Annotated in this window: 18 protein-coding genes and 1 riboswitch; of the genes, 6 read left to right on the top strand and 12 right to left on the bottom strand. The window is 45.1% G+C overall.

Annotated elements, in window-relative coordinates:
• Positions 1–5: 5 nt before the first annotated feature.
• Together I3255_RS00830 and I3255_RS00825 are read left to right on the top strand one after the other, a co-directional pair.
• Entirely contained in the window at positions 6–896 is an 891-nt protein-coding gene (locus tag I3255_RS00830) for an alpha/beta hydrolase (RefSeq protein WP_238035989.1), read from the top strand.
• A gap of 20 nt (positions 897–916) precedes the next feature.
• The gene (locus tag I3255_RS00825; RefSeq protein ID WP_238035987.1) at positions 917–1,534 is read left to right on the top strand and encodes an alpha-ketoglutarate-dependent dioxygenase AlkB; all 618 of its coding nucleotides are present in this window, start codon (positions 917–919) and stop codon (positions 1,532–1,534) included.
• Positions 1,535–1,566: 32 nt separating this feature from the next.
• Here the strand turns inward: I3255_RS00825 and I3255_RS00820 are convergent, their stop codons facing one another.
• The 11 genes from I3255_RS00820 to I3255_RS00770 form a co-directional block, all read right to left on the bottom strand.
• Positions 1,567–2,436, bottom strand: coding sequence for an EcsC family protein (locus I3255_RS00820; protein ID WP_238035986.1), 870 nt, complete (start codon positions 2,434–2,436; stop codon positions 1,567–1,569).
• A gap of 167 nt (positions 2,437–2,603) precedes the next feature.
• On the bottom strand, positions 2,604–3,635 hold the full coding sequence (locus tag I3255_RS00815; protein WP_238035985.1) for an NADP-dependent oxidoreductase: 1,032 nt from the start codon (positions 3,633–3,635) through the stop codon (positions 2,604–2,606).
• 167 nt (positions 3,636–3,802) lie between these two features.
• Positions 3,803–4,558, bottom strand: a complete 756-nt coding sequence (locus I3255_RS00810) for an endonuclease/exonuclease/phosphatase family protein (RefSeq protein ID WP_238035984.1) — start codon at positions 4,556–4,558, stop codon at positions 3,803–3,805.
• A gap of 222 nt (positions 4,559–4,780) precedes the next feature.
• A complete protein-coding gene (locus I3255_RS00805; RefSeq protein WP_238035983.1) occupies positions 4,781–5,755 on the bottom strand; it encodes an ABC transporter ATP-binding protein in 975 nt (324 codons plus the stop codon).
• Positions 5,756–6,697, bottom strand: coding sequence for an ABC transporter permease (locus tag I3255_RS00800; RefSeq protein ID WP_238035982.1), 942 nt, complete (start codon positions 6,695–6,697; stop codon positions 5,756–5,758).
• Positions 6,698–6,758: 61 nt separating this feature from the next.
• Positions 6,759–7,784: an ABC transporter substrate-binding protein gene (locus I3255_RS00795; protein ID WP_238035981.1), complete on the bottom strand. Its 1,026-nt coding sequence runs from the start codon at positions 7,782–7,784 to the stop codon at positions 6,759–6,761.
• Positions 7,785–7,921: 137 nt separating this feature from the next.
• Positions 7,922–9,736 carry an allophanate hydrolase gene (gene atzF, locus I3255_RS00790; RefSeq protein WP_238035980.1) on the bottom strand — a complete coding sequence of 605 codons (1,815 nt, stop codon included), beginning with the start codon at positions 9,734–9,736 and terminating at the stop codon, positions 7,922–7,924.
• Between the two features lie 76 nt (positions 9,737–9,812).
• Positions 9,813–13,454, bottom strand: a complete 3,642-nt coding sequence (gene uca / locus I3255_RS00785; protein ID WP_238035979.1) for an urea carboxylase — start codon at positions 13,452–13,454, stop codon at positions 9,813–9,815.
• A gap of 54 nt (positions 13,455–13,508) precedes the next feature.
• The gene (locus I3255_RS00780; RefSeq protein ID WP_238035976.1) at positions 13,509–14,210 is read right to left on the bottom strand and encodes an urea amidolyase associated protein UAAP2; all 702 of its coding nucleotides are present in this window, start codon (positions 14,208–14,210) and stop codon (positions 13,509–13,511) included.
• 155 nt (positions 14,211–14,365) lie between these two features.
• On the bottom strand, positions 14,366–15,130 hold the full coding sequence (locus I3255_RS00775; RefSeq protein ID WP_238035974.1) for an urea amidolyase associated protein UAAP1: 765 nt from the start codon (positions 15,128–15,130) through the stop codon (positions 14,366–14,368).
• A 46-nt stretch (positions 15,131–15,176) separates the two neighbouring features.
• Positions 15,177–15,293: riboswitch (guanidine-I (ykkC/yxkD leader) on the bottom strand.
• A gap of 551 nt (positions 15,294–15,844) precedes the next feature.
• Complete coding sequence (locus I3255_RS00770; RefSeq protein WP_238035972.1) at positions 15,845–16,957, bottom strand: hypothetical protein; 1,113 nt, start codon at positions 16,955–16,957, stop codon at positions 15,845–15,847.
• Between the two features lie 552 nt (positions 16,958–17,509).
• Here I3255_RS00770 and I3255_RS00765 point away from each other — a divergent pair.
• The 4 genes from I3255_RS00765 (at position 17,510) to I3255_RS00750 (ending at position 21,252) form a co-directional block, all read left to right on the top strand.
• Positions 17,510–19,711 carry a M3 family metallopeptidase gene (locus I3255_RS00765; RefSeq protein WP_238035970.1) on the top strand — a complete coding sequence of 734 codons (2,202 nt, stop codon included), beginning with the start codon at positions 17,510–17,512 and terminating at the stop codon, positions 19,709–19,711.
• Positions 19,712–19,969, top strand: coding sequence for a YheV family putative metal-binding protein (locus I3255_RS00760; RefSeq protein ID WP_238035969.1), 258 nt, complete (start codon positions 19,712–19,714; stop codon positions 19,967–19,969).
• A 142-nt stretch (positions 19,970–20,111) separates the two neighbouring features.
• Entirely contained in the window at positions 20,112–20,660 is a 549-nt protein-coding gene (locus I3255_RS00755) for a hypothetical protein (protein WP_238035968.1), read from the top strand.
• Positions 20,661–20,688: 28 nt separating this feature from the next.
• Positions 20,689–21,252 carry a hypothetical protein gene (locus tag I3255_RS00750; protein ID WP_238035967.1) on the top strand — a complete coding sequence of 188 codons (564 nt, stop codon included), beginning with the start codon at positions 20,689–20,691 and terminating at the stop codon, positions 21,250–21,252.
• A gap of 114 nt (positions 21,253–21,366) precedes the next feature.
• Here the strand turns inward: I3255_RS00750 and pnp are convergent, their stop codons facing one another.
• Complete coding sequence (gene pnp / locus I3255_RS00745; protein WP_238035966.1) at positions 21,367–23,469, bottom strand: polyribonucleotide nucleotidyltransferase; 2,103 nt, start codon at positions 23,467–23,469, stop codon at positions 21,367–21,369.
• Positions 23,470–23,903: the final 434 nt, after the last annotated feature.

Below are 23,903 nucleotides of genomic sequence, written 5' to 3'. Positions count from 1 at the left end.
ATTTTATGGAAGCATTTACAAACAGCATCAATCTTGATGGTAAAAAAGCACGTTACTATCATCTTGGCCAGCTCAATCAGTCAGTTCAGTCAGATAACTATCCCCGCACACCCGCGCATTTTTATGGTGGTAATAGTTTCCCCGTTGGTACCTATACGCCATTGCTAAATGAGCTGGCAACTGAGTTTGATATCAGCTCACTTGCCCTACGCGGCTATTGGTATGACAAACCGCACAGCCGTCGTCTGACGCGTGAGCAAGATGCTGACCTGCTTATTGAGTTTTTAGAAAAAACACAAGATAAGCCTGTCGTCGGTATCGGACATTCACAAGGTGCAACCGCCACAGCCATGGCAGCAGCCAAACGTCCAGAGCTGTTCTCGCGGCTTTATCTGATAGAGCCTGTCACATTCACTAAAAACCAAGCCACTTTGTATAATCTGTTACCGCGCTCTATCTTGCTGAGCCGTGAGCCTTTCAAAAGCACAGTAAATAGGCAATCTACGTGGCCGAGTGTCGATGCTTATTATGAAAACTTGCGTGCGCAGCGTGCTTATAGACGCATCAGTGACGAGCATTTGCAGGTCTTTGCCGAACAGAGCTTAAGCAAAAATCCAAATGGAAGCTACACCTTAATGTTTGCTCCAGAGCAAGAGCTGGCCAACTATTTTGGCGCGCCTCATATCGATTCCGCGCTCAAAAAACTGCGCTGTCCTTATACGCTGATTACCGGTAAGCCTACTTTATTTATCAATGATAAGGTACGACAGCAATGGCAAAAGTTTGTGCCTGATAACAGCATCATCTCCTTGCTAGACTATGGTCACCTGCTGCCGATGGAAGCGCCCAAACTGTGTGCTCAGATCATTCAAGAGCATTATCAACGCAGCAAATAATGAGAGATAACTATTGATCTATGACTGACCTTTTTGCGCCTGCACCCACAGATAATGTATTGCCCTATGATGGTGATGTAAACGATTTAGGCATAGTCATAGACGATGCCAGTGTCCTGTATAATACATTGCTAAATGAGTTGCCTTGGCAATCAGATATGGTAACGTTATTTGGTAAAACTCATGTGACAACTCGCCAAATTGTCTGGATGGGAGATACAGAGGCAGATTACCAGTATTCAGGGCACACGCGACAGACAATACCGTGGTCAGATATAGTGTTCCACGTGAAACATCGCATTGAGCAAGCGTTAGTAAACATTGGTATTACGGCTCACTTCAACACCTGCTTGCTCAACTACTATCCAACTGGCACTGATGGTATGGGCTATCATGCCGATGATGAAAAAGAGCTCGGTCATCAACCAATCATTGCGTCTTTATCCCTTGGTGCCACGCGTAAGTTTGTCTTTAAGCACAAAAAAACCCAAGATAAAGTCGCGCTTTATCTTGAGTCTGGTCAATTAATTGTCATGCACGGTAATACACAAACCTTTTGGAAACATACTATCACTAAAACAAAAACTGTCGATGCTGGACGAATTAGCCTAACCTTTCGGCAAATGCTTGCACGCTAAAACTGCCATGGTCATGTTGAGTAAACGATTACCTATATAAGACGATCTAAAAAACGTTCACGGTAGCATTGGTAGGCCGCTTCGCAGACATTGGCCGTATAGTTGGCATTAACACCGCCTGCCACTACTGCACCCACCGCAGGAATGATTTGCGCGGCTTTCGTTTTGACCATATTGGTGGCCACTTTGGTTGCTGTTTGACGCAGTACCCGCGACATGACCTCTTCATTAATCTGATTAAATGCCTGCGTTTCTGGATCTTTAATCATCGCACGGGTATCATCCAACGCTGCTTTGCGCGCTTCAGCAGAGGCAGAAGTAGCCACCGCCAATAAAGACATGGCAAACAACTGCTCGCCTTTGTCGTTCATGTCAAAGCCATAGTAAGTCGCATACTCTCCAATGGCACGTAGATTGGCAGTGATAAGACCAACAACATCAGCAGGAATACCTACCCAGCCAACCACTCCTGTCGTCACACCTTGCGCACTGGTGAGCGCGACATATTTACTTTTGAGAAGTTTGACTTGTTTATCGACAACCGCAATTGGTAGATGTTTAATATCAGAAAGCGTCTTGATTGACGAGCCTTCAATATCAGGCTCCTCTTGATAGCTCTCGATAACGTCTTGAATGTTCAATGTCCAATTGGCAGCATTACTCAAAGTACTGATGGTTTGCTCAGTTGCTTTTTTTAAGGCATCGCCAAATTGCGGCACATCCATTAATGCATCACCTGCCGCGACAATAGGCGTATTAAGTACCGCAAAAGCTTTATCCAAAACACCTTTATCAGGGTTTTTCCATGCTTCTATTTCTTCACGCACTTGCGCTTCATAAGCGACATGGTCCGTGACTTTTTCGTCTGTTTTTTTATTCTCAATGTCTTTATTCATAGTCATATAACATCCTTTGTTATTACTTCATTTATCAATGTGTCTCTCATCATCCTACAGCAGACAACACTAGAGAGTAGGCCTGTTATGTTGTCAAAGACGCCATTCTTGTAGAGTTTTATGAAGTACGTAAAGGATCCTATAATTTTTAAAAAACAGGTGAGCAGCGCCCCTTATTCAGAAGCAGCAAGGACGATTTTTCCGAATGCATCGCCCTTCTGTAATTCATGATGAGCGGCCACAATCTCAGAGAGTGGATATATTTTTTGGATTTTTAAGGTTAATTGACCATCAGCGACTTGCTGTAAAACACGCGCCATATCATCACCACTACGCTGCGCTTTATACCCGGATACTTCTAGGTTTTTCTCCTTGCCAGCTTCTTTGAGCTTATCGACCCAAATGGTTGGCAACACATTCACGCGCGCGCCCGATTTAAGCACACTCAGCGCGCGAACACCGGCTTCATCGCCAACTAAGTCAAGCAGCACGTCGGCTTGCAAATCAGGAAACGCTTCATCTTTGGTATAATCAATCCAACCTGCCAGCTTGTCAGTATCGATAAGCTCACCGAGCTTGGCATATTTTTCTGGTGAGCAAATAACGGTGACCTTGATATCATCACGGCTCACTTTGTCCATTAATAGCTGTATCAGTAAGTGACCGACGCCGCCTGCTGGTGCATTGATGACCACATGCTCACCTGCTTGAATATCAGCAAAATCTACAAATTGTATCGCCGTTTGTCCAATACAAGGCAGCGCCCCTGCTTGCTCTAATGTGACATTCTCTGGCACTTTCGCAAGCATTTTGGTGTCTACCGCCACATACTGCGCATAACAGCCACCAGTAAAGGTCAAGGCGGCGACGCGATCTCCAACAGCGAACGCATCGCTATTACTACTAACCACTGTACCTGATACATCAAACCCTAAAATAGCTGGCTGGTCGTTGTCGAATTTTTGTTTTTGGATATTTTCTGCGCCCCAGCCTTTGCCTTGGCGGGTCTTATAATCGACAGGGTTGATACCGGCGTAGGCGACTTTTACCAATACCTGATCGTCCTGTAATTCAGGAATATCGACACCATCCTGATATATCATTACTTCAGGTTCACCGAATTCACGTATCAGCGCAGCGTGCTGGGTACTGGGGATGGGGAGTTGAGGTTGCTGATTGTTGTCATTAGTAGCTGGCGTTGCCATTGCAGAATATCCTTATATTTTGTTTATTAGGGCATGGTTACTATTTATCTTACGTTAGATGACTATTTCATAAGGAGCGATTTTAGTCGATAGTATTTTTGCTAAAAAAATGTTTTAGTCTCGATAGATTATCAAGGCAGTGCATCCGAGCAAATCATCACAAAGTATTAAGGCAGCATCAGTTCTGCACTAATTGGCAAATGGTCTGACAGTGATGACCACGGCTTCCCACTATGTACCCATGCGTCTTTGACGACCAAATTACGCAGATAGATACGATCTAAACTGAGCACTGGCAGTTTTGCTGGAAACGTCGGTAGCAGTTTGCCATGGCAATGTTTAAATGCTTCTACCATACCAAGCTCGGTAGCCAGTTTGTCGCAAGACATTTTTTTCCAATCGTTAAAATCGCCTGCCAAGATGAGCGGTTGATCAGGTGCAATCTCATTTTTTACATAATCGCTGATGGCCTGATATTGCTTGATACGATCGCGCTCAAATAAATTCAGATGCGCACATAGCACCACAACAGGACGATCCCAACCGATAGGCTGCACCTCACAATGTAGGACGCCGCGCTGCTCAAGCCTATTGACGGTAATATTGACATTGTGTTTTGGGTCTAATGGGAATCTGCTTAATACGGCATTGCCGTGATGACCATTCTCATATTCTGAGTTTTTACCATAGCTGTTTTCTAGATCTAAAAACTCACCAAACCATTCATGCTGAGACTGATTAGGGTACTCATTATATTGCATGTTGCGTTTGAGGTTTTGTCCCTGCACTTCTTGTAGACACAATATATCTGCACCCACAGCTTCTAGCGCTTGAGCAATGCCTTGCATTTTCACCTGACGGTTTAGGGGTGACATGCCTTTGTGAATGTTATAGCTGGTTAATACGAAAGAGGTGGTAGTCATAAAAAGGTCGATAAGCAAATGAATACGCTACTGAGTATAACAGCAGTCGTATTTATCAGCAGCAGTTAATCAAATATAATCGGTAATCGTCTTGCTAAATGAGACTGATATCGTATGACGCGGTCATGCACAATAAAGAGGATACGAGGATACATAACCGTAGCACGGTATCACTGACAACGATGATAATTAGTAACTATATGATTTTTTTAGCCGTTAATATTAATGATTGATCTGCTGATCTTTTTTATCCAAAGGTACCATACGCGGGATATCTGGCATCTCAGCCAAAGCAGGATCGAAGTCCGGCTGTGGCTGCGGATTGTGAACGATATTGTTGATACGAGCTTTCAATTGCAAAAATCGGCTGTCCGTGACGATATCAGGGTCACGCGGCCGTGCAAGTGGTACTTCGATAATGTCTTGCACCTCACCTGGATTGGCTTTTAATACCACAATGCGATCTGAGAGCAGCACTGCCTCGTCCATATCATGCGTGATAAACACAATAGTAATGTCGATATTGCGCCAAAGATCTAGCAGATGCTTTTGCATCTTTTGGCGAGTATATGGATCGAGGGCACCGAAAGGCTCATCCATAACTAATACTTTGGGTTCATTGATGAGCGCTCGTGCAATAGCGACACGTTGCTTCATGCCTCCTGACAGCTGATGCGGATAGTGATTTTCGTATTTACTCAGACCCACAATATCCAACCATTCACGGGCGCTACGCTCGGCGTTTGACTTGCTACGGCCTTCCATAATGGGACCAAACATAACGTTTTGTTTGACGGTTTTCCAAGGAAATAAGGTATAACCCTGAAAGACCATACCACGGCTAGCGCTCGGCCCTTTGACCACTTCTTTATCAACGATTACCTTGCCGCTAGGATAAGCATCTAGGCCTGCAATAATGCGTCCCAATGTTGACTTGCCACAACCTGATGGACCAATCACGCAAACAAACTCACGCTCATGAATCTGCAAACTGACATCTTTTAGGATCACTTTTTTGCTGCCGCCTTGGTCGAATGATTGTGTTAGCTTATCTACCTGTAACACCACATCTCGCTGATAGAGCGCTTTAAAATAATCAGTTGTATTGTGGGAGCTAGCATGAGCCTTGTCTACCGAAGCACTGCTTCTTGAAGCACTGTTTACCAAGCCTGAAGCGGTCAGATTATTAGTCATCATTTAAATACTCGCTTTCCATTTGAAGAGTTTTTTACCAAGCTGGTATAACAATATATCTGTTCCCAACCCGATAAACCCGATGAGAAGAATACCTGCATAGACATTATCAAACTGCTGATAACGGGCTTGTTGGACGATGAACCATGTGATACCTGAGGTCGTCCCTATCAGCTCGGCGACAATCAGATATGTCCATGCCCAGCCTAATAGCACACGCAAGTCTCGATAGACGTCAGGCAGTACAGCAGGCAGTAGCACATAAAAAAAGCTTTTGAGTTTGGTAGTACCAAGGGTATATCCCGCTTCAATCAAGCTAAGATCCATCGTACGTGTGGTATTAGCAATAATTAAAATCTGCTGAAACAAAGTCCCAATCACAATGATGGCAATTTTAGGACCATCGTAAATACCCAGTATGGCGACCGCTAAAGGGCCAAATGCAGGTGCTGGCAGGTAGCGAAAAAACTCGACAAAGGGCTGAGTAATCTGAGCGATCTTTTGAGAAAACCCACACACTAGCCCTAGTGGGATACCAACGATTGATGAGAGAAGAAAAGCAATAAATACGGTACGTATACTTTGCCACAGGCTCTCATGTAACCACGGACCATCCGCTTGCGCAGGCGGCGTGACAAAGGCGGTAAACATTGCTGTGGCCACCTCGTCAGGCGCTGGCAGATAGATTGGGTTGACTAGCTTACCTTGTGGCGGCGGCGTATCAGATGCCATCGCGTCCTGCGCTTCTTGATAGAATACCGACCTATCAATGCGGCTGCCTTCTTGCAGATAAGTGCTCGCACCTGCCTCGGTAATTTCAACTTGCGGATGCCAAATAAAAGGCAGGTAGCTGACCGCACACCATAATAAGATTGGAATCAAAAATGAGAGCACATTGAGCCCAAGCTTGGTTTTCTTGGTGAGATGTTTATTGATATGACTCATGAGTTGCCCTCTAAGATGATGATGACGACACAGTAACTACTAGATTAAATATCGCTTAACCTTACTGAGTAATTAGGTTGGGATAGATCAATTTATCAATATCTAGCTGTTGATCATAAATCTGATTGTCGATATTGAACTGGTTGACGTGATAGCTTGAGCCATAGATAGAGCTCAGCGCATCAGACTTTTCAAAAACCTTTTTATTGTCTTCTAAACTCATGAGCTTCGTCCCATTCAAAAAGTCTTTATATTGCTCAGCAGGAACATTGACCTTGTTGGACATAATACCAATCGCATCTTCTCTGGTAGCAGGATCATTGATATAGTTAACAACTTTGCCCCACACTTGGATAATTTTGGCGTATTCAGCTTTGTGCGCAGATAAACTGGCGGGACTGACCGCTAAAGTGTCATAAATAAGCCCCGGCTTGTCCGCTGAGGTATAGATAGCCTTTGCGCTCGGTACGTTTTTTAGCGCTTGATTAGCGTTGGGCTGCCAGATAGAAACGGCATCAATACTGTCATTGGTAAAGACTTGTGGCAGCTCGTTAGTGGTGGCGTTCACCAGTGTCACGTCCGCTTCCGTGAGGCCGTTGTCAGTCAGCGCACTATTGAGCAGTAGATGATCAACCAAGCCTTTTTCAACCCCAATCGATTGACCTTTTAGGTCCGCTATGCTCGTAATACCGGGCTTTGCAATGATCTGATCATTACCTGCCGAATAGTCGTTGACCAAGATAATGATACCTTCACTACCGCTCGCTGCGTTGACAAGGTTGTCGCCATTGGTCACAGAAATAGCGTCTAATTGGTTGGAGGCAAAAGCAGATAACGAGGCCGAGTAATCAAACCACTTAAACTCAACATTCACACCAGCTTCATCAAACCAGCCTTTATCAATCGCAATCTGCCAAGCCACCCAGCCAGGCCAATCACTGTAACCGATAGAAATCGGATCGTCGTTTGCGGCAGTGACTTTTTCTGATGCCGCCTCGCCTTCAGGTGCAGATACGGTGGCAGTATTGTCACAACCAAATAGCATAAAGCTTGAAAGAACGGCAAAAGTAAATAAGCGTCGATTCATGAGTCTTACTCCTTGAATATAGACCGTCTCATTATGAGAGTGTCTGCTGATAAGTGTTTGCTATGCCATCAGGGAAAATGATATGGCGAGCGCTGCTGTTTTAGATCATGCATAAACTTGTGCATCTACTATCTGGTCTAAGCAATAGGTTCAAACTGCTTGGCGATGTACGCCCTCCAGCCACCAAATGCCGTCACATCTGTACTGCCTTCAAAGCCATATGGTTCGCAAATAAAGCTTTTCACCCAGCGACCGTCTGCCAGCTCAACGTTGCCGATTCCTAATGGCGCAGGTACCTCGTTAACGATTTCGCCAAACCTTGCGTTAGGAATACGCCAGACTTCTACCTCAATGGCGCGTCCGTCGCTATGGCGCATGAGTCCTGGTTTGGCAGGTGTTGCTCCTGCTAAGGCAAACAGCTGATAGGTCGCTGCCGTTTGAGTTTGTTCGGACAACACACCGCCGCGATCGGTCAGCTGATAGTTAAGCGGCATACCGCTCAAATGCGCACCAACCACTGCTAGATCCACACTATTATCACTATCAAGTGTTGTAGTAAGTGAAATGAGCGATTGCGGTTTATCAGATTGAGCTGGGTCAGATTTATAATGATGCTGAGACGTTCCTATCGGTATATTGAGGGCGGCTTGCCACTGATGACCAAAATTGGCCAGGGCTTCATCGTGCCAAGCGGGCGCAATAAAAGTGACACCGCGCGGCAATCCGTCATCAGCAATCACATTCGGTAAGGCAAGTGCCGATAGGTCAGCCAAATTCACAAAATTGGTGTAAGCGCCCATATGGCTGTTCTTGGTTAACGGGTCAGCATTAACGGCATCGATGGTATAGATGGTCGGTGCGGTGGGTACCATTAAGGCATCAAATTCAGACATCACTTGCTGAATTTGGCGGCTGAGTGCGGCGCGCGTATACTCAGCGCTCATCGCATCGACGGCGCTATAATCATCGGCTTGACTAATGATTTGGCGAGTAATGGGTAGCAGCTCATCACGCGTCACAAGCTGCTCGATTGCAAAGGTGCGCTCACTAACCCAGCTGTCGTTATAGAGTGCATCGGCTAACTCATTAAAGACCGTAAAGTCTATCGGTGTAACCTTATAACCCATCGTCTGTAGCTGCGTGATGGCTCTCTCAAAAGCCTGTTCTGACTCGGTATCGCCATAGAATTCTAAAGTGTCAGGGATGGCGATTTTGCCAAGACTAAAGGCAGCTGGCGTAGTGGCAGGATGGACACGGCTATAATCATCCTTGGCATCGTAACCCTTCATTATCTGAGCCACTTGCCACGCATCATCAACGCCAAGCGCGAAAATAGAGATAACGTCATGCAAGCGACAAGCGGGAATGAGACCCGTACTGGAGAACCAGCCTTTGGTTGGCTTCAAACCCACTATATTGTTGTGCCCAGCAGGCACACGTCCAGAGCCTGCCGTATCTGTACCTAGAGCGAAAGGCACATTGCCATTGGCAACACTTACTGCAGAGCCTGAACTTGAGCCGCCACTAATATATTCAGAATTAAAACTATTGCTCACTGCCCCATAAGGGGAGCGTGTACCTACCAATCCTGTCGCGAACTGGTCAAGATTGGTTTTACCGATAACGATTGCACCTGCAGCTTTGAGCTTGGCAATCACATACGCGTCGCTCTCAGCCATGTACAAAGGGGATGATGAGCCTGCCGTGGTATGAAATCCTGCCACATCGATGTTGTCTTTCACGGCAAACGGTATGCCGTATAGCGGTAAGTCTTTGGCGTTTTGCGCTGCGATACTTTCAATCTGTGTGGTAAGTTGCTCAAGCGTTGCAATTTCAATCCAAGCATTGTCATCATTGTCAATGCTTGCCACGTACTCTAGCAAGTCGCTGAGCTGAATGTGACCGTTGCAATAGCCGCTTTGCCAATCGTTAATCGTCCAATTCTTTTGCATGAGTGTTCTCTCTTATTCTCAAATATGATTGTCGGTATTTTTTGACTATCGACCAGATGCATCCTTAAAAAACCTGCTAGATCGCAATGTCTGTTACCTGCGCTTCGTTAACAGCAACGGGTGCCAGTACAAATAAAGGCTGCTCGGGTTTCACCGTCATGCCAATCTCAATCTCGATACTCACGACCTGCATGGCAACAGGTGAGACAATCGGTATCTCAATTTTCATCGCTTCTATGATCGCCAGAGTCTGGCCTTCATCGATGACATCGCCTACCGCACAAGAGATTTTCCAGACGCTACCCATCATGTGCGCGTTGACGACTATGCCGCCTTCGGGCACGGTGATATCTGATAACACCTCCACTGTGTCAATATTGTCGCCAATATACTGATCCAGCCCTTGTTGCTTCCAGCGTTGTCGTTCAGCATCAAAGTTAGCCTGCTGCTGATCTTTAAATGTCTGGATACTGTCTTTGTTGTCGTTTAGCATCGCGTAGTACTCAGCGAGATTGAGCACGCTGTCCTCAACCTCAATCGCCAGCTCACCTGCTTTGAATGCCGTACGCATCGATAGCAACTTTTCTTCACTGACTTCATAAAAGCGAATTTGATCAAAAAATCGCAATAGCCAAGGTTTTTCGGCTTGAAAACTCGGATGCGAGCGATAACGGTTCCAGATTTGTAGCGTTCTACCAACGAACTGATAACCGCCTGGGCCTTCCATGCCATAGATACACATATAAGCACCGCCGATGCCCACGGCGTTCTCTGGTGTCCACGTTCTGGCTGGATTGTATTTGGTCGTGACTAAGCGATGTCTCGGATCGAGTGGCGTGGCAACAGGCGCACCGAGATAGACATCGCCGAGTCCCATGACGAGATAGCTGGCGTCATAGACAATGTCTTTGACTGCTTGAGCAGAAGCCAAACCATTGATACGTCTGATAAATTCGATATTGTCAGGGCACCAAGGTGCGTCAGGATAGACCAGTTGCTGGTATTTCTCCGTTGCCAGCTTGGTCTGTGAGTCCGCCCATGCCATGGGGAGATGGACGATTCTAGAAGGTACTTGCATGTTCTTGATATCAGGTAACGCGTTTTCTGCGTCTTTAAGCATCGCTAGCAGGTCGGTTTGTGACAATTTTAATGAGTGGTAGTGTACCAACAATGAGCGAATGCCCGGGGTCAAATCGATGATGGCATCAATCTGCTGCGCTTGTAGCCATTCCATTAATGCCTGAACGCGAAAACGCAATTGCAAATCAAGCACCTGCTCACCATATTCAACCAGCAGATAACTGTCACCTGCAGGACGATAGACCACTGCTGGCTGCTCACCATTGATAGGGGATGTGTCCAATATAGCTGTCTGTAATGTGGTCTTATCTGTCGTGATGGGTAAATCATAATCCACCAAATCACAGTGATCAGCACGCAGCATATCGTCATAGCGTTGATGGAGCTTTGCGGCTTGCTCGTAGTTAATAGGGACGAACTGTACTCGATCACCCGCTTTTAGCTGGCCCATTTTCCAACGCTCACCGGCGACGATGACGCTCAAGCAAACAAACCCGCCGAGGCTTGGCCCATCAGGACCCAAAATAATTGGCATATCACCAGTAAAGTCAATCGCTCCAACCGCATAGGCGTTGTCATGGATGTTTGATGGATGTAACCCCGCTTCACCGCCATCTTCACGCGCCCATTCAGGTTTAGGTCCAACCAGGCGGATACCGGTACGGCTAGAGTTGTGATGCACCTCCCATTCATGTCCAAAGAACTGCGTCACATCAGCATCGGTAAAGAAATCCGGCGCGCCGTGTGGTCCATACATCACGGCGATTTGCCACACCCCATCGAACTTTGGTCGCTGAGCAATAGGCAATACGTTGATATCATTAGCCATGTCGTACTGTTTAATCGGTAACATATCGCCGATGAGCAAATTACGACCAGCGTGTCCACCAAACTGACCTAAGCTAAAGGTCGCCTGACTGTCCAAATATTCAGGAACCGCTATTCCTCCTTTGATAGCGATATAACTGCGACAGCCTGAGGTGATATTGCCGCAAACAAGCGTTTGTCCTTTATTCACTGTGATGGTTTGCCACATTTGCTGTACTTCACCATCCAGCGTACATGCCATTTCACCGCCTGTGATCGCGATTTGACTGTTACAATGAAATCGTAGGGTCGGTCCGGTGACCACACACTCAAGACCTGCGGTGTTAAATGGATTGTCCAAAAGCTGGTTGGCCGTGTTGAGACTCAAACCATCTATCGCCCCTGATGGTGGTACGCCCACATCCCAATAGCCCTGCCGACCGAGCACATCTTGTACGGCCGTCTGTACGCCTGACTGTATCACTTCAATTTTTTGGCTAAGCCAAGCAAAGCTATTCAAAAACTGAGTCGTTTGCGTACCTTCACCAAACGTTTCTGAGGCTACGATCTGCTGCAAATACTCGAGATTGGTTTCAAGACCTGCCATGCGTGACACTGATAAGCATTGACTCATCTTCGTCAGTGCTTGCATGCGATCAGGCGCTGTGACGATAATTTTTGCAAGCATCGGGTCGTAAAAGGCTGATATCTCACTACCCGTTTCTATCCAAGTCTCAACCCGCGCTGCTGTATCAAAATAGGCATCCGTCAAAATACCCGTGCTCGGCTGAAAGCTTTTGATAGGATCTTCAGCATATAGTCGTACCTGAATCGAATGTCCTGACGCCTGTAGTGGTAGTTCTGGCGATACAAACTCGCCTGCTGCCAGATCAATCATCCAGCGCACCAAATCTACCTGATAAATCTCTTCGGTAACCCCATGCTCAACTTGTAAGCGGGTATTCACTTCCAAAAAGTAAAACGCTTGGGTCGATACATCCATCACAAACTCAACGGTACCAGCAGAGCGGTAGTTGACCTGCTGCATCAACTGGGTCGCCACCCGTTGTAAGTTTTGTCTTTGTGCATCGGATAATAGCGGCGCTGGCGTCTCTTCAATGACCTTTTGATTCCGCCTTTGGATAGAGCAATCACGCTCACCCAAAGTGATGATATTACCTGCCCCGTCACCGAATACTTGCACCTCGATATGACGGGCGTGTTCTACAAACTTTTCAAGATAAAGACCTGCATCACTAAAGTTGCTTTGCGCCAAATGGTGCACAGAGTCATAAGCATCTTTTAGCTCAGTCTCATTCCATACCAGACGCATGCCAATACCACCGCCGCCTGCCGTACTTTTTAGCATCACAGGGTAACCAATACGCTCAGCCTCACGTAATGCCTCGTCTATATCTTGTAGCAGCTCGCTACCTGGTAATAAGGGCACTTGGCTCTCAATAGCCAGCTTACGAGCCGTATGCTTGAGTCCAAAGCTCAGTAGCTGCTCAGATGTCGGCCCAATAAAAGCGATCCCAGCATCACTGCAGCGGTCACAGAAGGTCGCGTTTTCTGACAAAAATCCATAGCCGGGATGAATCGCTTCAGCACCTGAATCGATCGCTGCTTGTAACACTTTGTCCATATTTAGATAGCTGTCACTGGCAGGTCCAGAGCCGATATTGATGGCTTCATCCGCCTGACTGACATGTAGTGAGCCACGATCCACATCGGTATAGACAACGACTGAACCAACACCCATCTCTTTTAGCGTGCGTATAATTCGGCAAGCGATAGCACCGCGATTGGCAATCAATACTTTATTAAACATCACAGTTTCCTCAATTTTCTATTCGTATACAGGGTCGTTCACTCTACAAACGATTTACTCATAGATCACAAGCTCAATGGGCGTGGGGTTATAGCCATTGCAGGGATTGTTGAGCTGAGGACAATTTGATATGAGGACAATCATGTCCATGTGTGCGGTGATATCGACATATTTGCCCGGTGCTGAGATACCATCATCGAATGCCAAACTGCCATCTGGGGTGATAGGTACATTCATAAAAAAATTGATATTGGGTCCAACATTACGTAGGGTCAGATCATATTTTTGTGCGATTGGGTGCGTTGCTATGGTGTGCATAAAGTTGTTGCGGCAGCTATGCATGGGATAAGTGTCATGCGCGTAACGCACGGTATTACTCTCACATGAACAAGCACCGCCCAAAGTGTCATGGCGACCACAAGTATCATCGGTAATGGTTGCAATAACGCGCCCTTTATTGGTAAACAGCTGGCTGCCTTTTTCCAAAAATAGCTTTTGGCTTTGTGCCAACGTATCCGTGGCGCTATAGCGCTCGGCCGTATCCGCACAACTGATAAATAACGTATCAACTGCCTGATTGCCTTCGGTATCTATAATCCGTAATGTCTGGCCTTGTTTGACCTCTGCCATCCAGCCCTCTCCAGCCGCGCAAACCTCGCGCTGTTTGATCTGCTTGAGATCGGTTGACTCTAAAGCTATTGATACCGGACTTTGCTTAGATTCATTTTTGTTCTTGATGTCATTATTTATTGTCATGAGCGTGCTCTCTTATCTTAGTTGGCATGACTGTTTTTAAACGTGATGGGTCCAGATATAAATCAAATGGATCTATATAAAGGCGTTTTGTCAGTCAAAAATTCGGAATTTATAATTACTGAATCAGCGTACGCGGCTACTAAACATAACGCTGATTAAGCATTCTCATAGTCACCAAAATAACGGGCATTATTTTCAAACCCACGCTGGTTTTGCTCACAAGAGTCGCGGCAGACATCTGATTTGCCTTTTGGCAAAATAGGGGCTGCATGACTGATGGTAAGCTCAATATCAGCTGGATCGTAAATGTGTGAGGGATCAAGGGGGTGTGGAGCATTACAGATAAATACTAAGCAGTTCATCTCAAAGCGTAAGGCAATGGACTGGTCAGTATTGTCAGTTGTGATATAAGACAGCTGCCCTTGTAGATCAGGGGTAACCTTAGAAAAGAAGTTTACCGTTGCGGTAAGATCACTCTCGTTCAGTGCAAACTTCGACATCTCTGTCAGTAGTCCATCGAGGCCGTTTTGATAGCGCTCATTGCGAGCATCTTGAAAGGTTTTTTTGCCATACTTGGTGCGGATGGTAGTGGCATTGCTAGGGCCACAAATGGCATCGTTCCAGCCATGATCATCGCTAATGATAGAGGCGAGCACTCGGCCCATATCCGAATACAGCACATGACCTTCTGATAGGTACAGCGTGTACTGCGCTTTTAGGCTGTCTGGCATATTGAAGCGCTCAAGCTTCTCATCAGCATTGACCACATATAGGCTGGCATTGGTATTGGCTGCCAGTGATTTAAGCGTGAGTACATGGTTTTTGTTGATGCGGCCACACCAATGATGACCACCTGGTAGCAGCGTGATGAAGCGATCTGAAGACAGCGTATTGGAAGTAGTGGTTGCAGGATATGACATAAAAAAACTCCACAGTTATGAGCTTAAGTGATCAGTGTCACTTAGAGTCTCCCGGGCTTTTATCCCTCCGTGTAGTTCTTTCGAACCGCCATCTCTCGGACCAGTCATATAGTGTAGGTAGATGTACTTCCTCTACTGTATCGGAACCCTAGACAGCATTTTTTTAGCTCTCAGATTAGTAATAAACGGTAGTTAACCGTGTATTATCTACAGTGCAAGCCTTATGCCAAGCAAAATTGATAGCTCTCCAATTGTTTATTATATTTCAAAAAAATAAGCGCTATTAATCCAAAATTTGATAGCATTAGCTGCATTTTCTTATTTGACAATCTCTCCTATTGGTTCGCTCATAGACTGATATATATAGGCTGTAATAAACATTAGTGATATTTATACAGTACTCAAAATAGAGAGTCGACATGATATATAGTAACCCCATATATTAATCATAAATGAATTTATAGAAGAAATAAGGTACGCACTATATTGAAACATTGTGCACCATAGTGATAAACAATGCCCTATTCTGAACCTTACAAAACTTACGTAAGCTCACTTTTATTTTGTACCATACGAATAACAGACACTAAAAAAGCACTGGTTCCTATTGAACCAGCGCTTTTTGTTATATCTATACGATGTCAGTTATAAGGTATCAGTGACTCGATTTATAAATTCATTTAATCAAATGATACTCATCAGTATATGACCGAATTAGTAACGAGTAACCAACGCAATTGGTTGATCTTCGCCCATAATATCTTGTGGCATAAATACAGCTTTACCACCATTATGGATGACATGCTCGATGATTTCACCGATCGCATCATCAGTCACGCCTTCTGCGCTAGCGTCACTTACAAGGCTTAGAGTTTGCGCTTTTTCATCAATTTTGGCAGATTGGATATAGCCACGACGTACATAAAGGGTCTCGCCAGCGCCTTGGAATGCGCTACGGTATACTTCCTGTAGGTCAGTTTGCAGCATATTTGCACCGCGGGCTTTATCGATTTCGCCCAAAGCAGCATGATGTAATGATGTACGATATGCTTCTACTGCTTCTTGTACACTATCAACGATATGTTGAGCGCTTCCATCTTCTAAATTAGTAACATTTGACACGGTAGCAATGATGTTGTCTGGACGATCACAGACTTCTTTATAGTAACCGATATTTTTGGCGTCCCCAACGATCACGAGTGGCATTTTATGCTCACCCCATAGCTCTTGTACGCTTTTATCGACTTGGTTGAAGTATTCTTTTAAGTGGCTGCTTTCATTATTCGATGAGCGATCTGAACCTCCGTCACCTGTAGTATACAGCCCATTATTTTCAACAGGGAACTGGATGTTTTCCATGTTGTTCTGTATGTCATCATCTTTATCAAATTCTCTGATGACACGGTCATTTGAGGCTTCAATCAAACGAGAATTATCACGGGTTAGGACTACTGTATAATAGTGTACTGCACTGGCCATATCACGCACCAAATCACGGGTAGCAAAGCTGTTTGATATCACAACGCGCTCGGTCGTATCGATTGGCATGCGGATGATTTGCACATCATCTGTACTAGCAAATATCGCTAAAGTATCAAGATTATAGTTATGATTTAATTCTTTGGTCTTTGCATGAATATTATCTAAAATAGTCGTCGCTGTACTCTTATCATATTCTTTATTTAAGCGGTCTTCGACAACTTTCAACTGATTTTTCAGAGCGATAGGATCTTGCTCGTTGGCTGGATGTGCTCGGTGAGTCTTAACAAAGATACTTACCGCTGGATTTGCTTTGGTTTCACGTAAGCTTTTAAGCGTCGCTTTCATATATTACTCCTTGTTTTATTATCATTTACTTTCGATTTTATGCATTCTTTTATGAGTACCATGTTAGGGCATCTTGCCTTATCTTTTACTCATAGCAGCTCTGATCATTGTTGGTAAACAACAAACCATGCTGTAATTTATCAATATTTTTTGTCCATTATTTATATGCACACCTGATCAGCGTACAATTTTTGAATTCCTTTACATTGATGCTAACAGCTACCCCTCATTCGCTATAGAGTGAATTTGCAAGCAAATGATAGCGCTTTGTAAGTAGAGCAATCTATATTGTTAAAGGTTTCTACTATCTCAATTTACTATATTATTTGTCGTCTCCTTTGAGTATTCACTTTTAGTTTGAGCATTCACTCTTAGTTTATAAGTAGTCAGGTTGTATTTTGACTAAATGAACCCATCTTTTATATAACTAAATATAAATTTTAAATAGCGCGAATCGTAGTACGTCGCAAATTTAGCTCATATCGAGCGCGATTTAAAAGCTACGTTCGCCCAATGTTTTTTTAATAATAATCATTAATATCGGATACCTTTATGACTCTTCCTTCTTCAGATTTGCGCCTTGTTGATTTTACCAATGCTGCGCCAAATACATTACAAACCCAAGTCATCAATGCTATCGACGATGCCAATAGTTTTTTAGATAACTTGACGGCGGTGACTGACAATAGCACTGACATTGCAAAATTAAGCGCTGAGCAAGCACTGGCAGATGTGATGCAGTTTGATCATATCAATCTGGCGCTAGATCGTAGTTGGGGTATCTTATCGCATCTTAATGGCGTGATGAGTAACGATGAGATTCGTCATGTCCACCACGAACTACTGCCCAAGTTATCGGCTTACGGAACACGGGTTGGTCAACATCAGTCACTTTTTACCCGCTATCAAACGATCGTTGATGATACCGAGTTTTTTGCGGCACTTGAGCCTGCACGTGCGCGGGCTATCAAGCTGGCACTACGTAGCTTTGAGTTATCAGGGGTGGCGTTACCTAAGGCGGAGCAAGAGAAATTTGCTGCTATTCAAAGCGAGCTATCCACTTTATCTGCGACCTTCTCAGATCATATCTTGGATGCAACCCAAGCATTTGCATTGCCTCTAAAAGACAGTCAGTTAAAAGGCTTGACGGAGAGCGGTCTGGCATTGTTGGCAGATGCAGGTGAACAGTACAAGATTCGTGAGCTTGCTAATGGTACCCTGAGTCAAACCGATATAGATGCGCTCCCGACGCCTTATTATGTCGCAAGCTTGAACATTCCTGTATATCTAGCGGTGATGACCCATGCTGATGACCGCAGCTTACGAGAAACGCTGTATCACGCTTATGTCACGCGCGCCTCTGAATTTGATACGCATACCAATGCTAAAGGTGAGTCACTAAACAATGCCGACATCATGAGCCAAATTCTCACTTTACGTGAGCAAAAGGCCAAGTTATTAGGCTTTGATAATTATGCTGAAGTATCCCTATCGACTAAGATGGCAGATAGTGTCTTAGAAGTAGAAACATTTTTACGTGACTTGGCGGCCCAAGCGACCCCAGCCGCGCAGAAAGATTTAGCACAGTTACAGAGATGTGCGCAGGATTATGGCATTGATGAATTGCAACCTTGGGATAGCGCCTATATCGCTGAAAAAGTAAAACAAAGCGAGTTTAGCTTGTCGCAAGAGGAGATTCGTCCTTACTTCCCACTGCCAAAAGTGACTAGCGGTTTGTTTGCCATCGTCGAACGTCTATACGGTATTACAGTACAAGAGCAAAGCTATGAGGGTACAGATGGCCATTCCGTATCACGCTGGCACGATGATGTGCGCTTTTATCAACTGTTTGACGCTGATGATCGCTTGATTGGTGGGTTTTACTTTGACTTATTTGCGCGCAGCGGTAAGCGCGGCGGTGCATGGATGAGTGGTTTTCAGTCTCGTTATAGCTATGAGGAACAAAACCATCAGCAGCTACCTGTTTGCTTTATGGTTGGCAATTTTACGCCCGCACTTGATGGCAAGCCAAGCTTATTGACCCATGACGAAGTGTTGACCTTGTTCCACGAGTTCGGTCACGGTCTGCATCATCTACTAACGCAAGTGACGGTCGGTGATGTTGCGGGTGTCAATGGCGTCGAATGGGATGCCGTCGAGCTTCCCAGTCAGTTCATGGAAAACTGGGCTTGGGATGCTGAAGGCATTGCCCTTATTAGTAGTCATGTCGACACTGGCGAACCATTGCCTAAAGACAAACTTGATGCGCTATTGGCTGTCAAAAACTTCCAAAGCGGCCTACAAACGCTGCGCCAGATCGAATTCGCGCTGTTTGATCTGCTGATTCACGCCCATACACCAGCACTTGATTATGAAGGTATCTTGACGACACTGAATACTGTGCGTAGCGATATCGCTATCATGCAAACACCTGATTATAACCGCTTTGCCAATGGCTTCAGTCATATATTCGCAGGTGGCTATGCCGCAGGTTATTACTCGTATAAATGGGCTGAGCTGCTATCAGCTGACGCGTTTAGTAAGTTTGAAGAAGACGGTATTTTTAACCCAGCAACGGGCAAAGCTTTTCGCGAGTCGATCTTGTCTGTTGGTGGCAGTTTTCCAGCCAAAACCAATTTCGAAAACTTTCGTGGCCGTAGTGCCAATATCGACGCCTTGCTACGCCATAACGGTTTCACTGATGTTAAAAGTATCGATGCCGCAAACACTCAAACGACTCGCGAGGTCATTTAAATGCGTTATCAATCCTCTAGTTCTAAGCGTCGATTTTTAGCAGGGGTACGCTGTCCAAAATGCCAAGAAATGGACGCTGTGGTACAAGTAAATATTGTCACGCCTGCGCCAGATGAATACATCGAATGCACAAAGTGTGGACATTCGGAACATCGCCCTGACCCTGATGCCATCAGCGCCAAAAACCATCTTGAGGATCAGCTTGCTCGCGATGCCATGACAACAGGCACCAGTGGTACAGTCAAGTTCAAACCCTAGTTATCCAGTATCGGCTCTAGACTACCACCTAAGCAACTCACTATTTAATACTGATTTAAGCCTATCTATCAATAGATAGGCTTTTTATTTTGAGTTTGCTATAGTAGGTCTACTTATATTCTTGCCATCAATTGATCACAATATGAACCGTAAAAAAATGCGCCCTGTATCGACCAAGTCTTCTAAAGCAAAAACTGCGCAAGCAAGCCGACGCGTTTGGATAGTACTTATTTTTGCGGTGATACTCATTGCTATTGGTTACTTACTTTGGGCAAAACCCGAGCCAGAGGTGGTTTCACCTATCAGTCAGTCACCTACGATGAATGAGCAAACTGAGGCCGCTCAAGCGGCTTCGAGTCCAGACATCGTAACTGATGAGCCTGACACTGTACTCACTGACAGCAGTGTCACTGATGAGAGCGACCGTGCAGACGGCGATAGGCGTGTTGAAACGCCAAATCCTAAAGCTATTTTAAATGCGCCTCTGCCAAAGACGGATAGCTTAGCTAAAGAAGAAATTGATCGTTTAGAGGACGAACGTAAACGCTTAGCTGAACAAGAAAAGTTGGCTGCGGAGCAACTGGCAATGAATAAACAGCTAACCGATATGAAAGCCGAACAAATCGCTCTACTTGAACAGCAGATAGCACAATTAGAAGCGGATAGCCCTGCTAGTACAGAGACACAATAAACGCAGGATTTTCACAAAGAGGTCTATAATGGCGATTCTGCAACTCACACATACCTCTATTTTAAATAGTAATGCACAGCTGCTTGTTTTACCTGTCAATAACGCTGGTGTCATTCTAGACCCTGTGCTTGCACGAGCCAAAACATTATTTCCTGATAACTATCATCGTTATCATAGCGCGTGCCGTGATGGCAGTCTGAGTGTTGGCAGCTGCTTACTGCATAAGCGTACACGTGAGCAAGCTGGTCTTGGCGTCAGTAGTAACGGCAATCAGCCAAGTTATATCGCCAACCTTGTTGTATCAAACCACCCATACCATCCTGCGCGGTCGCGTTGGCTCATCGCGGCTTTAATCGACCTGCAGCAGCAATTAATACCGCTCATACGCTACCAAGGCATACGTAGAGTTGCACTACTCACTCGTCCGATTATCTCTGACAATCCGCGCGATGCTATATCTAATACAAATGAGAGTATAAATTCGCTACCTCTAGATTGGCAGACTGATACGTTGCCATTATTGACCACGTATTTACAAGACCTACCAAAACTTCGTATCGATATACATATGCCCAAAAGCATTGATTTATAAATGGCTCTCTAGCCAGTCATCATTTTTTTGCGCCCATAAAAAAACCGCCTTGGGCACTCATAAGAGCATCCCAAGGCGGTTTTTTATTACTTAAACTATATCGAATACTGAGCCTTAGTTCTGCTCAACACCTTTCATAGTTAGTTTGATACGGCCACGGTTGTCAACGTCTTGTACAAGCACTTTAACGACCTGACCTTCTTTTAGGTAATCAGATACATTTTCTACGCGCTCTTCTGCGATTTGTGAAATATGTACTAAGCCATCAGTGTTTGGTAAAACATTCACAAATGCACCAAAGTCGACGATACGAGCAACCGTACCTTCATAAGTTTTACCAACTTCAACTTCAGCAGTTATTGCTTCGATTTTACCGATAGCGGCCTTAGTCGCTGCTTTGTTTTCACCAAAGATACGAATCGTACCAGCGTCATCGATATCGATAACCGCACCAGTCTCTTCGGTTAGCTGACGGATAGTTGCGCCGCCTTTACCGATAACGTCACGAATCTTGTCTGGGTTGATTTCGATAACAGCATAGTTCGGTGCATGAGCGTTGATTTCAGTACGGCTCTCAGGCAATACTTGGTTCATTGCGTCCAAGATATGGATACGGCCCGCGTGGGCTTGCTTAAGCGCTTGCTCCATGATGTCGGGGGTAATACCTTCAATCTTGATATCCATCTGTAGTGCAGTGATACCGTTTTTAGAACCGGCTACTTTAAAGTCCATATCACCTAGATGATCTTCATCACCCAAGATATCTGACAAGACAGCAAAACGCTCGCCTTCTTTAACCAGACCCATCGCGATACCAGCAACTGGTGCTTTTAATGGTACGCCTGCATCCATTAACGCTAAGCTTGCACCGCAAACAGATGCCATAGAAGATGAACCGTTTGATTCAGTGATTTCTGATACTACACGGATGACATATGGGAAGCGTTCGCTATCTGGCAGCATCGCTTGTACACCGCGGCGTGCAAGGCGACCATGGCCGATTTCACGACGCTTTGGAATACCTTCGCGGCCTGTCTCACCCACTGAGAAATGCGGGAAGTTGTAATGCAGCATGAAATGGTCACGAATCGTGCCACCTAATGAGTCAATCATGTTGACGTCACGGCTGTTACCAAGCGTGGTAGTAACCAGTGCTTGCGTCTCACCGCGGGTAAACAGCGCTGAACCATGTGTATATGGTAATACGCCCACTTGTACGTCAAGCGCACGAACCGTCTCAAGATCACGACCATCGATACGTGGCTTTCCTGACAAGATATTGTCACGAACAGTACGATATTTAAGGTCGTTGTAGATTTCTTTTAGCTCAGACACAGTATCGGCATAAGTTTCTGACTCAGCATCACCAGCAAGCGTATCAATGATTGATTGTTTGATCTCATCAAGCTTCGTGTAGCGCTCTTGCTTATCAGTGATGGTGTATGCATCTGCAACTTGCTCACCGAACTGCGCTTTCATGCTGCTAGTCAGCGCTTGATCACGCTCAGGCGCAGAATACTGCTGCTTAGCAGTACCAATTTCTTCCGCCATTGACGCGATATTGTCGATAACGATTTGCTGCTGCTGATGACCATATAATACCGCACCTAACATCTGATCTTCTGACAGCTCAGCTGCTTCAGATTCAACCATCAATACCGCAGACTTAGTACCAGCCACGACCAAATCTAGATCACTGGTTTCAAGCTGCTCAGTCGTTGGGTTTAGTACGTATTCGCCGTTAATAAAACCAACACGAGCGGCAGCGACAGGGCCATTGAATGGCGCATCAGAGATAGCCAATGCGGCTGAAGCACCGATTAATGCAGCGATGTCTGCAGACTGCGTTTTATCTGATGATACAACTGTCGCAGTGATTTGAATCTCGTTTACATAACCTTCAGGGAAGAGCGGACGAATCGGACGGTCGATTAAGCGAGAGGTCAGCGTTTCAAACTCGCTCGCGCGGCCTTCACGTTTGCCGTAAGCACCTGGGATTTTACCCGCTGCATACATTTTTTCTTGATAGTTTACGGTCAATGGAAAGAAGTTTTGACCTTCTTTGGCCTCTGATTTTACGACTGCTGCGACAAGTACGGTCACGCCGCCCATGTGTACTAAAATAGAGTTTGCTTGACGAGCAATACGTCCTGTCTCGATAACGATCTGCTGGTCGCCGTACTGAAATTCACGCTTAATGGTATTAAACATTGTCATATAATCTTCCTAATGTTGACTGACAAAAGTGATATCAGCTTCAAAAAACCTGATATCTGTCATTAAAATTCTGTGTATATGGTCATTAACTGACAATCTCTCTATTAGAAATCATCTCAATCAATACCAATAACTTTACCTAATTATTTCATATATCTTTTCGTGCTAGACATCGTACTATTATGTATATTTGGTCGTTCAATTTTGGCTTTACTATAAATACTATCAAACAGACATTAAGTCAAAAGGCTTCGGCGCTAAAAACCGTCTAGGCTATTTCTACGCTCTTAAGAATCAGCTATTTACGCAGTAAGCTAAGAGACAAGTACTTTATCAGTAGTCGCTATATATTCAGTAGATATACTATCGAACTCACAAGGCATTATTTTACAGTGATTTATAGCCATTGACCAATTAATTGCAGAACAGAGCCG

This window comes from Psychrobacter sp. Ps6 (assembly GCF_022129235.1).
GTDB lineage: Bacteria > Pseudomonadota > Gammaproteobacteria > Pseudomonadales > Moraxellaceae > Psychrobacter.
Note: the sequence above shows the minus strand (reverse complement) of the source record. Positions and strands in the feature narration are given on the sequence as shown.